This is a genomic window from Laspinema sp. D2d, from assembly GCF_025370755.1.
Classification (GTDB): Bacteria; Cyanobacteriota; Cyanobacteriia; order Cyanobacteriales; family Laspinemataceae; genus Laspinema.
The window spans coordinates 122,217-137,875 of record NZ_JAMXFC010000016.1; the positions used below are offsets into that span (position 1 = coordinate 122,217).

General features: G+C 49.1%; 10 protein-coding genes. 8 read left to right on the top strand and 2 right to left on the bottom strand.

Annotation, left to right across the window (positions count from 1 at the left end; all coding sequences use genetic code 11):
• The first annotated feature begins 206 nt into the window (after window positions 1-206).
• The 7 genes from NG796_RS13015 to NG796_RS13045 all read left to right on the top strand — a co-directional run bounded on the left by NG796_RS13015 (window position 207) and on the right by NG796_RS13045 (window position 9,870).
• Complete coding sequence (locus NG796_RS13015; RefSeq protein WP_261207253.1) at window positions 207-2,096, top strand: hypothetical protein; 1,890 nt, start codon at window positions 207-209, stop codon at window positions 2,094-2,096.
• A gap of 880 nt (window positions 2,097-2,976) precedes the next feature.
• Window positions 2,977-3,441 (top strand): ribosome maturation factor RimP, encoded by a 465-nt coding sequence (rimP, locus tag NG796_RS13020; RefSeq protein WP_261198196.1) that lies wholly within the window; start codon window positions 2,977-2,979, stop codon window positions 3,439-3,441.
• 247 nt (window positions 3,442-3,688) lie between these two features.
• Window positions 3,689-4,951: a transcription termination factor NusA gene (nusA, locus tag NG796_RS13025; protein ID WP_261207254.1), complete on the top strand. Its 1,263-nt coding sequence runs from the start codon at window positions 3,689-3,691 to the stop codon at window positions 4,949-4,951.
• Window positions 4,952-5,164: 213 nt separating this feature from the next.
• Window positions 5,165-5,452 carry a YlxR family protein gene (locus NG796_RS13030; protein ID WP_261207255.1) on the top strand — a complete coding sequence of 96 codons (288 nt, stop codon included), beginning with the start codon at window positions 5,165-5,167 and terminating at the stop codon, window positions 5,450-5,452.
• A 42-nt stretch (window positions 5,453-5,494) separates the two neighbouring features.
• Window positions 5,495-5,794, top strand: a complete 300-nt coding sequence (locus NG796_RS13035; protein WP_261207256.1) for a hypothetical protein — start codon at window positions 5,495-5,497, stop codon at window positions 5,792-5,794.
• A 64-nt stretch (window positions 5,795-5,858) separates the two neighbouring features.
• Window positions 5,859-9,023: a translation initiation factor IF-2 gene (gene infB, locus NG796_RS13040; RefSeq protein ID WP_261207257.1), complete on the top strand. Its 3,165-nt coding sequence runs from the start codon at window positions 5,859-5,861 to the stop codon at window positions 9,021-9,023.
• A 166-nt stretch (window positions 9,024-9,189) separates the two neighbouring features.
• Complete coding sequence (locus tag NG796_RS13045) at window positions 9,190-9,870, top strand: low-complexity tail membrane protein (RefSeq protein WP_261207258.1); 681 nt, start codon at window positions 9,190-9,192, stop codon at window positions 9,868-9,870.
• 177 nt (window positions 9,871-10,047) lie between these two features.
• On the opposite strand, the gene NG796_RS13050 is transcribed toward NG796_RS13045, so the two are convergent.
• Both NG796_RS13050 and NG796_RS13055 read right to left on the bottom strand, forming a co-directional pair.
• Window positions 10,048-12,564, bottom strand: coding sequence for a beta strand repeat-containing protein (locus NG796_RS13050; protein ID WP_261207259.1), 2,517 nt, complete (start codon window positions 12,562-12,564; stop codon window positions 10,048-10,050).
• A 314-nt stretch (window positions 12,565-12,878) separates the two neighbouring features.
• Window positions 12,879-13,424: an alpha/beta hydrolase gene (locus tag NG796_RS13055; RefSeq protein ID WP_261207260.1), complete on the bottom strand. Its 546-nt coding sequence runs from the start codon at window positions 13,422-13,424 to the stop codon at window positions 12,879-12,881.
• Window positions 13,425-13,882: 458 nt separating this feature from the next.
• Here NG796_RS13055 and NG796_RS13060 point away from each other — a divergent pair, with 458 nt between their 5' ends.
• On the top strand, window positions 13,883-15,484 hold the full coding sequence (locus tag NG796_RS13060; RefSeq protein ID WP_261207261.1) for a DUF1565 domain-containing protein: 1,602 nt from the start codon (window positions 13,883-13,885) through the stop codon (window positions 15,482-15,484).
• Window positions 15,485-15,659 lie beyond the last annotated feature (175 nt).

Below are 15,659 nucleotides of genomic sequence, written 5' to 3' on the forward strand. Positions count from 1 at the left end.
TTGGGGAGGGTTAGGGTGGGGTCCTCGTGTCCTAGCGATCGGCTCAACCCTATCCCCCCGGTGGTCCTTGCCAGAACCTGTAGATTTCAGCTACCCTATTCCTGCATAAGGATGAAGTTTTAACCCCCCGACCAAAATTTTGGCCGCTTTAAAACCCCCTTCAAAAAATTTTTCAAACCCACCCTCTCCCATCTTCCCGTGAAATTATGCCTTCAAAAAAACGCGATCGTGAAAATCTCCCCCCTTGGCTCAATTTATTAGAAAAATTAGTCGCCATTATCGCTTTAGTTAACTTAATTCTGGTCCTATTTGACCTCAGCTACGTTCCCGGGCGAGACTTCTACCTCCGGGGCGATTTATTTGTAGAAAAATTTAGACCCACCAAACGAGAAAAATATTTAGCCAAAGTCGATCGCTTGCAAGGCATCTTACAGCAAAATGGATTAGATAACCCCGAGGTAGAACCCTTATTAGACCAGTTAAGAGAACAGAGCATTCAACTCGTGGATGAAAAACGATTTCGAGTGACTGATCGTTATGGAGCGTTAGAAGAAATTAAAACTCGCATGAAAACCGCAATGGGGGCGGAAAATCCTGAACAAGCCTTCCTAGCCTTTTGGAATCGTGAATACTTAAATACGGTTGGATGGCGGCAAGCAATGGATTTTTTTAATCGGGATATCCGATTTTTAATGAATTTTTATGAACCCCAACTCTTTTATGATCCCATTAAAGGAATTGAACCCTACCGCGACACCCAAAACTATCTCCAACTGGTGGACAGTCTCACGGTTGAATTACAGCGTGATGGATTGCGATCGGACCGAGTAGAACCTTTACTGGGGCAATTGCAAGAACTTAGCACGACGATGATTACCCAAAATTTCTTTGAGCGTGCTCATAAAAATGGCACATTAGAAGAAATAAAAAATAATATGCGGCGGCATATCTATTCGCGGACCGAAGCCCGTCCTAGAGGTCCTCGATTGATTCTGGATGTCATCGAACTGTTAGCACCGGAAGTCCTCTGGGCGGACAAATCATCCAGCACCGCTTTCCGAACATTTTGGAGTTTAGAAAACTTCCAGGCTAACGGATGGGAAAATGAATTAGCCTTTTTTAATGAAGAGATTCGGTTTCCCATGCAATCGAATTATTTTAGGCATTATGGGATAGCCAATGAATATATTGATCGGTTTTGGCTGATTGATATCTTTTTTATGGCTATTTTCTTCCTAGACTTGTTATTTAGAAGCTGGTTAATTGTGCGGCGTCATCCCCACATGACATTAGAAGGGGCGATGTTATGGCGATGGTATGATTTGATTTTACTGATTCCTTTTTGGCGATGGTTGCGGGTGATTCCCGTAGTCATTCGACTCAATGAAGCCAATATTTTGAACCTGGACTGGGTGCAGAAACAAGCTCGGTTGGGGTTCGTGGCTAACTTTGCCAAAGAACTGACCGAAGTGGTAGTCGTTCAAACCATTAATCAGATGAAAGGGAGTGTAGAAAGTGGACAACTGACCCGGAGTTTATTAGAACCAGCGGAGAAAGAGTATATCAATATTAATGATATTAACGAAGTTCAAGCGATTTCTAGTCGCTTGTTAGAAATTACCGTTTGTCGGGTGTTGCCCGCAGTGCAGCCGGATTTACAGGCCCTGCTCTCTCATCAGATGGAAAATACGATGAAATCCTCCGAGTTATATCAGCGGATTCAGAAGTTACCGGGATTTGGGGATTTATCTCATCAAATGGCGGAACAGTTAGTCAAACGGGTATCGAGACTGGTAACTGAGGGGCCAGAAAATGCATACGAGGCGATCGTTCATGCACCCCCGGACCCAGTGGGGGAAAAATTAACTCAGCAACTGGTCGAACATTTCGGCAGTGCGTTACGAAAAGAATTGCGAAGAGAAGATACCATCGGCGAGTTTGAGTATTTAATTTCTGCCTTACTGGAAGAAATTAAGGTTAACTACGTTCAACAGATGGAAGAATCAGACCCCGAGGACCTGTTTGACGAAACCGAAGCCCTTCGCAAGCGGGCGACTCGCAATATCAAGGGGTCTGAACCGGAACACAGAAGTTAGGGGAAGAGCAAGGGTCTCCAGAGGTTGTAGGAACCAGATACCGTAGGGGTTAGAACCGAGTTGGTTTACCAACTTTCTGCCTAGAAAGCCCCCAATTTGGGCCAAAACTTGGGTTTTCGTTACTTTGGCTCTAAAACTGTACCGGCATCCTATGTAGGAAGAAGGAGAACGAACGGATCAAGATGGATCAAGAGGACCAGTTCAGAGGAGATGCGGTCAATCCCCGGGGAGATCGTGTAAAATGGAACGACAAAGGCATTCAACCACTAGATAGTTGAGAATAGGGGGCCGAATGGCCTGACTATCGGAAAGCGTCTACTTCCCCCAGGGTGCGTTAAGTGCAGTCCTGGGCGGGAGGATGGCGATCGCCCCTGTCTAACCGGCAAACTCGCTCCTAAAAGACTGGCATCTCCACAAGAGTAACCGTAAAATTGGAGTGGGGCATCTAGGAAAGCGGGCAGGTTTAGTGCGAACAGGAGGGAAAACGGTTCCACCCGGGCAGCAAGACACCAATCAAGCTGGAAGGTCCCCAAACGGTTGAACTCGACTGAAGCAGTCCCTAGGGCATTGGAATATGCAATAGGGGAAGCCCAATCAGCCGCGATCGCCGAGGCTAAACTGACAGAGGATCCGATCAGACCTCGGTTTGTCCCTTGCCTACCAGCGGTTAGATCTTGCCCTCCTTCCCCGGAAAGCCTCCCCAAAGGCTTGCGGTCAGCGCGTGCCAGTAGATTTGTACTGTCTAAGCAACAACAAGCGATAGACCCTAGAAATCCCTGCCGCCAAAGGGAAGAGAACACCGTTCATTCCCAAACTTCTGTGAAGAGTTATTTCGCTTTGAAGTGGGTCAACCCCCACTTTTTTTGTTCAAATCTGTCTCATGACTCATCCCCTGATCCCACAAATTATCGAAATCGCTACCCCCATCGCCGACTCTCTCGGATTAGAAGTGGTGGCAGCGGTCTTTCATACCAACCTGAATCCGCCCGTACTGCGAGTGGACATCCGCAACTACAGCACAGACACCAGTTTGGATGACTGCGAACGCATGAGCAAGGCGTTGGAAAGCAGCTTAGACGAACGGGAGTTAATCCCGGATACCTACGTTTTAGAAATTTCCAGTCCTGGAATCTCGCGGCAGCTCACCACAGACCGAGAATTTATCTCATTCAAAGGGTTTCCCGCAGTCGTGGAAACCCTGGAACCCTATCAGGGGCATACAGAGTGGAAAGGTAGACTCGTGAAGCGGGACGAAACTGCCGTTTATCTCAACCGTAAAGGTCGAGTAACAGCAATTCCGCGACCCCTCATCAATAAAGTGCAGCTCGTAGATCGAGAAGAATAACCAAGGACGGGTTCGCATCAGTCAAGGCAGGCAGATCCCTAGGAGGTTGGTCTAAAAAAGGGAAGATAACCCGATTTCTGGACCGTATCTCTACTCATGAACTCATTAGCCATAAATGAGGGCCAGAAACCCGGTTTCTTGTCCCATTTATCTAATCCCTGAGTGCCTAGGAGATTCTGAACAAAGCGCGTTTGGAATCCTCGTCCTGTTATCTCTAACTCTAAATAGAACAACGGAGGCAAGTATTATGGCAATGGTCAGCCTCCCCGGACTCCGGGAGATGATCGACAGTATCTCTCAAGAGCGGAATTTACCGAAGCAAGCCGTGCAAGCGGCACTGAGGGAAGCGCTTTTGAAAGGATACGAGCGCTACAGGCGCACGATTAGTATGGAAAAGATCCATTTCGATGAACATTTTTTTGATAATTTTGAAATCGAACTGGATATTGCAGAAGAAGGCTTTCGGGTCCTTTCTACGAAGACGATTGTTGAATTGGTCAGTAGTGGAGACCATGAGATTTCTTTAAAAGAGGTTCAGGAAGTCGCCGACGAAGCTCAACTCGGGGATACGGTGGTTTTGGATGTGACCCCAGACCAACGAGAATTTGGTCGGATGGCGGCGATTCAGACCAAGCAGGTCCTCCAGCAAAAGCTCCGGGACCAGCAGCGTAAGATCGTGCAGGAAGAGTTTGAGGACTTAGAAAGTACGGTGTTGCAAGGGCGAGTCCTGCGATTCGATCGCCAGTCGGTGATTCTGGCCGTGAATAGTGGGTTTGGACAACCGGAAGTGGAGGCAGAGTTACCTAAACGGGAACAGTTGCCGAACGATAATTACCGCGCCAACACCACGATTAAGGTTTACTTGAAGAAAGTGCGGGAAGGCCCCAGCCGAGGTCCTCAGTTATTGGTCTCTCGGGCCGATGCTGGATTGGTGGTTTATCTATTTGCCAACGAAGTACCGGAAATTGAGGATGAGGTCGTGCGGATTGTCGCCGTTGCGCGGGAAGCCAATCCCCCCTCTCGTCATGTTGGACCCCGGACTAAAATTGCAGTGGATACCCTAGAGCGGGATGTAGACCCGGTGGGAGCCTGTATTGGAGCGCGGGGATCACGGATTCAAGTCGTGGTGAACGAATTACGGGGGGAAAAAATCGACGTGATTCGGTGGTCACCGGATCCCGCGACTTATATTGCTAATGCCCTGAGTCCGGCTAAAGTGGATGAAGTCCGGTTGGTGAATCCTGAAGCGAGACAGGCTCATGTTTTGGTTCCCGAGGATCAGCTGAGTTTGGCGATCGGGAAAGAAGGCCAGAACGTCCGTTTGGCAGCCCGGTTGACCGGGTGGAAAATCGACATTAAGGATAGTGCGAAGTACGACTACGATTCTTCTTACGAGTCTTCTAGGGTTCAATCTTCCTACGAGGAAGAAGAGGACATGGAGGAGGTAGGAGATGAGTTAGAGGAGTTAGAGGAAACTTCAACGGCCAGTTCAGTTCAAAGAACGGCTTGAAGTTGAGGGAAAAGCGCCCACGGATCAGGAAGTCTGGGGGAAGCCTTCGGGATAACTAGAAGGCATCCAGGGGATCTGTGGGAGGGACAACTCTCAAGGGAGGTTGGAGTAAAGCATTGGCGAAAGACGCTCCTCGGGGGAATTGACCCCTGAAGCGTCTCTTGCAAATCCCATTCAAGTCGTTGGCAGGACAAACCGAAGCGCCGTCATCTCATGAAACCAAACTACCGACGTTGTATTAGTTGCCGTAAAGTTGCACCGAAAGAAGCCTTCTGGCGTATCGTCAAACTCTACCCATCGGATCAGGTACAATTAGATACGGGTATGGGGCGTTCGGCCTATCTTTGTCCAGAAGCCTCTTGCCTGAAAACGGCTCAAAAGAAAAATAGACTGGGGCGATCGCTCAAAGCAGCGGTTCCCCCAGAACTGTATTCAACCCTAGGGCAACGGTTACCCCTAAGCGCTCAATCCGAGCAGCCGGTAGGAACCCTAACCCCATAACAACCCCAACTCAATTAGACCTCCCGGAGTTATCCCTCTCCTTTGAACCCCAAAAAACAACCCCACCCTATAGACCCTAACATCCCCAGTTCTATAGAAATTCGTGCAAGACTAGAACAGAAGATGCGGTTTCGCCTGAACCGGCGAAGCAACGTACCTGATGTGGGAGATGAGCGTGCGGCTCTCTCGATATGCGGTTGTCCGTTGGTATCCCAGCCGGTCAACAATAACGCCCAAAAAGCCGATGCCATTAACGGGTTCTGTCGGTCTCCCGGCGGCGATCGCACTAAAAGACCGGCTCGACCCTCTTCGATTCAACTATTAAGCTTGGGAAAAACCTGAACACTCAGCGTTAAAAATCCCAAGATCCACAATCGAAGGGCGGGATCCGCCGTTCGGAGGTTTTATGAACAACGGAAAAGTGAGAATATACGAGTTATCACGGGAATTGAATTTGGAAAACAGAGACATTTTGGCAGTTTGCGAACAACTGAACATTCCAGTTAAAAGCCATAGTAGTACCATCTCAGAAGATGAGGCCCAGCGCATCGAAAAATTCGTCATGAATCATCCCGAAAAAGCGAATGGAGCCGCCAAAACCAAAGAAAAACAAGCGGCCTCCGAACTGGGAAACCCCTCAAACGCTAAGAAAAAACAGGAAATTTTGGAAATCCGAAAACAACCTTACCGCAATAATAACAATCAAGTTGGGGGACAAACCTTATCAGAAGACAGTGCCTTCCCCAATGCCCACAGCTCATCCGATGCCAATCACAATAAGCAGATGATGTTGAATCGACCTGTGCGTAATAACGACAGCGATCCCAGTCTACCGGACTCCCAAAACCTCGAAGAGGAATTCTTCGCTCCGGACGAGGCCAATACCCCGGCCCTAACCCCAGAGCGCAACCCTGAGCGGGTCTCGGAACCCCAAGGGGACCAAAGGGACGAAAATAATCCGCTCTCTGAGGAAGACTTGCAAGGACTGCAAGCCCCCCCCGTCCGCCCCGTCCGCTCCTCTGAACGGAAAATTGATTCCGGTAAATTGGACCGACCTGTCCTCAAACCCGTGTCCAAGAAAGATGACAGTCCCTCCCCAGTGGCTGCCAAAACTCCTGGCCCCAGTAGCCCAGGAATGCCTCGCGCCGCCAAGCCTGCTGCGCCGACTCGCCCCTCTCCCTCCGCGCCCTCTGCGCCGACCCCCTCGGTTAGTAAGGAAGGCGATTCCCGTCGAGAAAGTCCCCAGGCTGGGATTGCACCTAAGCCTAAACCTGCGGCAGAACTGGTCCGCCCCCGGCGCTCTGGGGAAGGAGATAGTGCCATTGCCAAAGCCAAGGAGTTACGCGATCGCGCCTCGTCGGATGAAGACGTCTCTAACACGGAGTCAGAACCCTTCTCTGAGGACGATAACGAAACTCCACGTCCGCAACTGAAAGCTCCCCCTCGTCCTCCCAAGCGTTTGAAAAAACGCAAGGAAGAAGAAGACGAGATGCAAGACTTAGATGAAAAAGCCGGTAAGGGCGTTACCAAATCTAAGCGGCGACTCAAGCCTCTAGCCGATGAAGACGATGATGATTATGAAAGCGATTTAGATACGGATGAATCGTCAGATACCGCTCTGAGCCTGTCGATCGCCCGTCCGCCTAAACCCAAAACGGCCCCGGCTCCCCGGACTGGTGCCATCATTACCGCCCGTCAAACCAAAAAACCGAATACCAATCGCGACTCTTCGGGCAGTAGTAAATCTCGGGGCCGTCGTCAGGACAAAACTGAGAAAAAAGAACGTCCAGAGCATATTGTCATCTCTCAAGCGATGAGCGTGCGAGAACTGGCTAATGCCTTAGCTGTTTCTGAAACAGATATCGTCAGAGCCCTCTTCTCCAAAGGGATTGCCGTTAACATTACTCAAACTTTAGATATCCCTTCGGCCAAAATGGTCGCGGAAGAACTAGAGGTCACTGTCGAGATCGCTGTCGCCGAATCCGAAGCGAAAAAGGTCAGCGAGATGATCGACATCAGCGACCTGGAAAGCCTCCAGATTCGTCCCCCAGTGGTAACGATTATGGGCCACGTGGACCACGGGAAAACTACCCTCCTCGACTCCATTCGGAAAACGAAGGTGGCTCAAGGAGAAGCCGGTGGGATTACCCAACATATCGGGGCCTATCATGTCGATGTCGAACATAAAGGCGCGATGCACCAAGTCGTCTTCCTGGATACTCCGGGTCACGAAGCCTTTACCGCCATGCGTGCTCGTGGTACCCGGGTGACGGATATCGCCGTTCTGGTGGTCGCTGCCGATGATGGGGTCCAACCCCAAACCATTGAGGCCATCAGCCATGCGAAAGCGGCTCAAGTGCCCATTGTGGTCGCCATCAATAAAATTGACAAGGTGGATTCCGACTTAAACCGCGTTAAGCAGGAACTGATGAATTATGGTCTGGTCCCCGAAGAATTCGGTGGCGACACGATTATGGTTCCCGTCAGCGCGATTCAAGGGCTGAACTTGGATACCCTGCTAGAGATGATTATCTTGGTGGCAGAAATCGAAGAAATCTCGGCTAACCCCAATCGCGCAGCGAAAGGGACCGTGATTGAGGCCCATTTGGATAAAGCTCGGGGTCCAGTAGCTACCCTGCTGGTGCAAAATGGGACCCTGCATATAGGAGATATTTTGGTCGCAGGATCCACAATGGGTAAAGTCCGGGCAATGGTAGGCGATCGCGGCGATCGTGTCGAAGTCGCTACCCCATCCTTTGCCGTCGAAGTCCTAGGCTTAAACGAGGTCCCCTCTGCCGGGGATGAATTCGATGTCTTCCCGAATGAAAAAGATGCTCGGGCCGTTGCTGACGATCGCGCCGATGTCAATCGCGAAACTCGTCTCAATCAAGCCCTCAACTCTCGTCGGGTTACCCTCAACAGCCTCAGCGCTCGTGCTCAAGAAGGTCAGTTGAAAGAACTCAACCTGATTCTAAAAGCCGACGTTCAAGGCTCCATCGAAGCCATCATTGGCTCTTTAAAACAACTTCCTCAAAATGAGGTGCAAGTCCGCGTCCTGTTGGCAGCACCTGGGGAAGTCTCGGAAACAGACGTTGACCTCGCTGCCGCTTCTGATGCGGTCATTGTTGGGTTTAACACCACCTTCGCCAGCGGTGCACGTCAGGCAGCTGACCGCGCTGGGGTTGATGTTCGCGAGTACAACATCATCTATAACCTGTTAGATGATATCCAAGCGGCAATGGAAGGTCTACTGGATCCTGAATTGATTGAGGAACCCCTCGGTCAGGCAGAAGTCCGGGTTGTCTTCCAAATCGGTCGCGGTGCCGTCGCGGGCTGTTATGTACTCTCCGGTAAAATGATCCGCAACTGTAAGGTTCGGGTTCATCGCAAGGGAGAGGTCATCTATGAAGGTGCTCTCGACTCTCTCAAACGGGTTAAGGATGATGCCAAGGAAGTCAATAGTGGCTTTGAATGCGGTATCGGTATTGATAAATTCAGTACCTGGCTCGAAGGAGATACCATCGAAGCCTATCGGATGGTCACCAAGCGCCGCACTCTTACTCCAGCTTAACGGTGGGCGTAAAGTGTCACAGCTTAAGGGTGAAGGGTAAAGGAGATTGCAACCGTTAACGATGTAAAGTTAACGGTTAGCCCGTCATTTGTCGCATTTGTCATTTGTCATCCTTCACCCTTCATCCTTCACCCCTGATTCTTCATCCCTAATCCTGGATTGTTTCATGGTTTCTTTTCGCTCTGATCCCTATTTTTGGATTCATCTAGCCGGTGCGGCGGCTGTCCCCCTGTTTCTCGAACTGACTTGGGTCGGTTTGTCCGTGGGTGACCCTCTGTTCTCCGGTGGTTTAGAATTGCTATTGGTTGCGGCAGTTGGCCTCTTGCCCCTGTTATGGATGCAATGGACCCGCCCGTTCTATATTTTTAGTTTGCTGTTCGTGGCGATCGCCCCTCAGTACCTGAGTGAAGAACAACGACGGATCCTCAGCTTATTTTTAAGAACGCGGAACCGTTGGCTGGCCCTACTGGTTCCGGTGGGATTAGTTGCTATTCTCTGGAATCTTTATCTGTGGTCCCCTGTTGCTGCGGGGATTGCGGCTTATTTACCCCAATCGCATTTTTTAGGACTGGCGATCGCAGCCGGTGGCTTTTTTGGTGCTAATCTTTTTCTCCAAGTCCCCGTAAGTGTCCTCGCCGTCTTGCTCACCCCAGAACCGACCTTTGCCGCCACATCCCCGGTTCCAGTGGACCAGCTTACCCGCATTTTTACTATCCCCGGTTGGAAAGTCCAGAAAATTTTACCCCTACCCCCCATCTCCGTAGAACTGGCTTCCCCTCAACCCATTTCTGACCCCATTCCGCCCCCGGTGGACCCTCCAGTTCCCCCTGAAAACTTGGAACCCTAAGCCTACATAGCACTGCACCACAGCACTCCTTAATCCTTAAAAGCTCAAAAATATATTTGAGAATAGAAATGGACCTGCGGAATGGGGAATCAAGTCTGAATCAAACGCAAAATTCAGGTTTTGGGTGGGGTCTAGTCTGAGCTGGGCGATCGCATCCAAGTCTCCCAAAACAATCGCTTATCGAACCTCAACCCTTGAAGTTGAACCAGACAACTCCGTACATAACACCTCCCGTTCAGAGGGATTCGGAGTCGCTGCAACTAAAACCACCTGACCTTGCTCATTCAGTTGCCATTGGGTGGCTTCCCTGTATTCCTTCGCCGGTGCTGGAATCTGCGACTGGTTGGGCATGATATTATCCTGCTGGGTGCTGCCCAAGTCAGTCAAAATCCTAACCTCTGAGAGTGGGTCCGTGGGACTAGCTGGGATGCCTCCACGACCAACCACCGTGAAACTATTCTCATTCCCGTGACAGCCAGAGCTAATCTGTCCCGATGGGTCAAGGAAATTAGTCTCAAGAGGGACAAGGGCAGCAGTGGGGTCGAGCTCGGGAGTATTGACCCTGACGATGCCGCTCAACTCAGCCCCCCGTTCCGATGTTGCCGTAATGTCCGAAGTTTGGTCGGACGGCAAAGGACGAAACTGGATACCAAAAATGCCTTGAGCGCTAATGTTCACTTGCCCGCCGCGAAAATCTTGCGAATTAGCGCTAATGTCGCTATTTTCCAACGCCGTTAGCACCTGCGCCTCAATGTTGATGTTGCCACCGATAACATTTTCACCTCGGGCGTTGGTCGTGATGCGGCTGCCTTGGCGTAATATTAAATTGCCAGCAGTTAAATTAATTGTGGCTTGTTCTTGATTTTCATTCAATCCGGAATTTAAAGTATCCGCAGTTAGAGCAGATTGGTCATTTAAAATAATAGAATCAGCATTAACAAAAAGATTGCCTGCATTGCCAGAGCCTTGACTACTTACACTGACAAGAACTTTAGCGTTTAAAACTAAAATACCCGTATTAAGCGTTAAACTTCCTGCTGGTCCGGTTGTGCCAGGAAGGGTAATGGCTCCTATAGGCAAATAGAAAAATTCAGGCACTCCGCTGACCTCTATCAATTCAGAAGCATTAATTTCGATAGCTCCTCCTTGTCCTTGCCCCTGTTCCCCTCCTCCCACTGATGCTGCAATAAAGGCTCCATCTCGCAAGATCATTTTCTGAGTCGTCAATTGGATATCTCCTGCATCCCCTGGACTAACAGTCGAAGTAAACAAGCCCGTATTAAATTGGACGTTGAGGAGTATAAACGTTTGACCTCCAATTAACTCGATAGATTCCGCCGCATTTACCGTTAAATTGCCACCTGTTCCTATTCCAGCCGTTCCAGCTAAAGCCATCCCCAAATCTTCTAGGATTAATGCCCGAGTATTGAGCGTTAAATCACCCGCTGGTCCAATACTACCAGGTCGGTTGGCCGTAAATAACCCAGAGTGGCTCACTTTGATAAAATCGTTTGCGTTAATGGTCAGCGAACCCCCTTGACCTTCTTGAGCGGTAGAAGTAATAATAAAAGCGCCGTTTTCTGCAATAAATTGAGAAGTATTAATTATTATATTGCCTGCATTTCCCGCACCAAATGTCAAGGTAAAGAAACCATTTAAAAATTCATTAGGCCCAGCGGCAAAACTGGCAATTCGCGAAAAAGTTTCCACAAATCCTCGGTTGCCTGATAAGTGAACCGATTCAGAAGTATTAACGGTAATGTCTCCCCCTTCAAGAGCATTTAATGTAAAAGAGATAATACGTGAACCTGAATTGATTTGCAGATGGCGGCCTTGAAGTTGAATTTCACCACCCCCGGTCCCACTGGTATTTATAGTAGCTCCCTTGATTACTTGAATATCACCAAAGTTTTCGATGCCATCATAGCCTAAACTAAAGCCTTGATCACTTGGATTAATGGCTACATTTCCGGCCCGGACGCTTCCGAGTTCAATTCGTCCCCCTGGAGTAGTTGGCACAGGGCTACCCTCAACTAAACTGAAGGGGAATCCCCCTGCAGTTAGGCTTGTCGCCAACGGATTACCGTTCCCAGCAATGGTTAAATCTCCCCCCAACAATCCGAGGGTTTGTCCCGTTTTAACCCACAGATTAGCGCCTTGCACTTGAATCGTACCGGGTGGCTCGTTCGTCCCCATTTGTAACCCCACCGGCACACTCATGGTTAGTAACGGATTCACCTGCGGAGCAATTGCACTGAACTCAAACCCATCCGCAAACTTAATGCTACCTGCCGTTGTCCCTAAAAATGAACCGCCAATATCAAGGGAAGCATTTGGGCCAAAAACAATCCCATTCGGATTGAGCAGAAATAAGTTTACCGTGCCATTAGCGCGAATCAACCCGTCAATTTCTGAGATAGAATTTCCGGTGATTCGAGTGAAAATAGTTTGAATATTCGGTGCATTATTAAAGTAAGCAGTGCGCCCGGTGGGAATGGAAAACTCACTAAAGCTATGGAATAAGTGAGGACCGCTATTTGTCCCCCCTTCGATTAAGTCAGTGGCATCTTGGATGGTGACTTGGGAATTGACTGGCAGGGTCGCATCCGGGAGGATTTGAGCTAGAGTTATATTTTGGATTAACAATGCAGGAAAAAGCGCACTCAACGACCAAAACTTGGGAAATTTTTTCATAACAAGACTACTGATTCTTTGTTTATCCTCTATAGCACAGCTTGTTTAATTAGGCTGTAATTGATGCCCGCCATAAATTTGTTTGCTAGGCTTAAAACAGTTTTAAAAGTAAATCTTATCGGCACTTTATCCAATCGCTTGTCTCACTATTATTTAAAATGAGGGATTATCCTCGTCTGGGAATAAAAACTGGTTTTCATATAAATTTCAGAATAAAAAAGGTAGAGACGCAAAATTTCCCGTCTCTACCCCGTTTTAAAACCTTGAGATTAGAGTGACGTTTCTTCAGCCCTAATCATTTTTATTAGTCCCGTTTAAAAGGGTAATTTTTCCAGAAAACTTAGCTTGTTATAAACTCGAACTAAACTCTGTACATCTACTTCTATAGTCTGTGCCGGGTAATTTTCAATTAATTCTACTACACTAATCTGACCATCTTCTGCTGCTGAGAGGACCAAAGAAGCGCGCAGCGCTTGACCGCTCAACTGACCTGAAGGGGTCTGAATCATGTCCCCCATTTCCTCTAATGCACGCTTACCCAGAGGATTATTCAGCGCCCGATCTAAAAATTGGGGACTCACAGAAATGGAGCGGTTTAAATGATTGCGAACTTCATCAGGGTTTTGACTTCCTAACCGCATATACGATCGCAACGAGAAAGACAGATCTCCCGTCTCAGCAAACCTAGATAAGTCATCTACAGAGACAGGGGCTCGCATGGGTCCATACTTAAGAATAATTTCTTCAGCTCCAGTCGCGCTATTTGGGGACAGCATTCCTTCTCCCACTCCCAACAAAGCAATCCCGAGAGTTCCAACCTGGATAATCCGACGCAAAACCAAGAATATGGATAGGGGCATTTTTACCAATTTAATAGATGAGTTTACCGATTAAAGACGAAGAATTTACAGAAGAGGTTTCTGGCTTGATAAAGAAGATTTCTCTTGAGTTTTCATCCCCCAAAACTCCCGGTAAAATTTTCCGGAAAACAACAGGAATCAACGAGTTGATTGGATCATTATTAAGTCTTAGGAAGAACATCTGGACAGAATAGGAAAACGGGGACAAGAAACCGGGTTTTTAGCCCTTTGTTTGTGCCAAAATCCGACTAAATCTTGTCAAAAAACAGGGGTTGTCTTCCTTCTACTATACCAACCTCCTCGGGACTTAATTTTATCCCAACTGCGTTAATGTAAGCGCCTATGGGGTTAACCTAAGTCTAACAACTTTGATGTTTTACCAGAGTAGGACCCATCAGCAGATGATCAAGCAACTGTCTTCTTTTAGGTTACAACCCGCGTGGTTGAGTCAGGGCCCCATGACCCGGAGATTGAGTCTACCCCTCGTAACTGCCTTGGTTTTAGGAGTAGGAGTAGTGGCGGTTCCCGAATCCGGGGCCAATTCGGTCCCCCCAATGCCACTCTCCTCGGGGGTGCAGACTGCCCAAATTCCGGCAAACGCTAGAGTTGTCTATGTTAATCCGGTTTTAGGAAGCGATCGCCCTGATGCAGGCAGTAGTGAAGGGGCCGCTTATCAGAGTATTACTTATGCCCTCTCCCAAGCCACCTCTGGCACCGTGATTCAGTTGGCCCCTGGGAGTTATACCAAGGACACCGAAACGTTTCCACTGACCCTCCGCCCGGGGATTATTCTGCGCGGGGATGAAGACAAGAAAGGGCAGAATGTACGGATTATTGGCGGTGGCAGCTTTAGCAGTCCCACCTTTGCGGTTCAAAATGTGGCGATCGTCACCGCTACCGATAGCACGATCGCCGGAGTAGCAGTAACGAACCCCAACAGCCGGGGAACTGGCATCTGGATCGAATCGGGGGCAGCAACGATTCGTAATAGTACCTTTACTAGCAATCTGCGCGAGGGCATTTTCGTGACGGGGACTTCCACCCCTCTGATTGAAAATAGTGTGTTTACTGAAAACGATGGGAATGGGATTTCTATTGCGCGATCGGCACAAGGGGAAATTCGGGGAAATATATTTCAGGACACAGGTTTTGGGTTGGCGATCGGGGATTCATCCGCCCCGATGATTGTGGAGAACCGGATTCTCCAAAATATTGATGGGGTGGTGGTTTCCAATTCCGCGAAACCGATCTTTCGCAATAATGTGATTGAGAATAATGAACGGGATGGGATTGTGGTGATCGGGGATGCCTTGCCGGATTTAGGGACTGCTGAATCTGAGGGCAAAAATTACATCCGGAGTAATACCCGCTATGACCTTTATAATGCCACCCGCAACAATACCATTCTGGCAGTGGGGAATGATATTGATGCCAGTCGGATCTCGGGATTGGTGGAGTTTGTGGCGGCAACGATCGCCGCAGGATTTCGGGATATTGGGGGTCACTGGGCCCAACCTTATATCGAAGCGTTGGCAACTAAAGGGGTGATTGCTGGATTTAATGATGGGACCTTTCGTCCGAATGAACGGGTGACCCGTGCTCAGTTTGCGGCGATCGTGAATAAAGCGTTTACCGCCCGGTCAAATCAGGCTTGTTCGGCGTTTGCCGATGTTCGGAGTAATTTTTGGGGCTTTGAGGCGATTCAAACCGCTTGTCGGGGTGGGTTTTTAACGGGATATCCGGGAAATCAATTCCGCCCGGACCAACAGATTCCTCGGGTTCAGGTGCTGGTGGCCCTAGCCAGTGGGTTGGGATTGCGTTCGGAGAATAGAGAGGTGTTATCGGTGTTTTCCGATAGGAGTGGGATTCCGGACTGGGCACAGACGGCGATCGCCGGGGCAACTGAACGCGGATTGGTGGTGAATTATCCGATTCGCGATCGCCTCAATCCTAGCCAAGAGGCCACTCGCGCCGAGGTAGCAGCATTTGTTTACCAGGCTTTAGTCAATGCGGGTCAAGCCGAAGCGATCGCCTCACCTTATCTGGTGATGGCCCCTTAATTAGGTCAGTAGGCTCAAACAGAAAGCGCCGGTTACTGCGATCGCAGCAACCGGCGCTTTCTTTATCTTCAAGGTTTTATGTTTAGGGTCTTTATATTCTGGAGTTTAGACTAAGCCAGTGACACGAAAGCAATAAAGAGGGGAGCCCGACTTGCATCTAGGCTCCCCTTGGCAG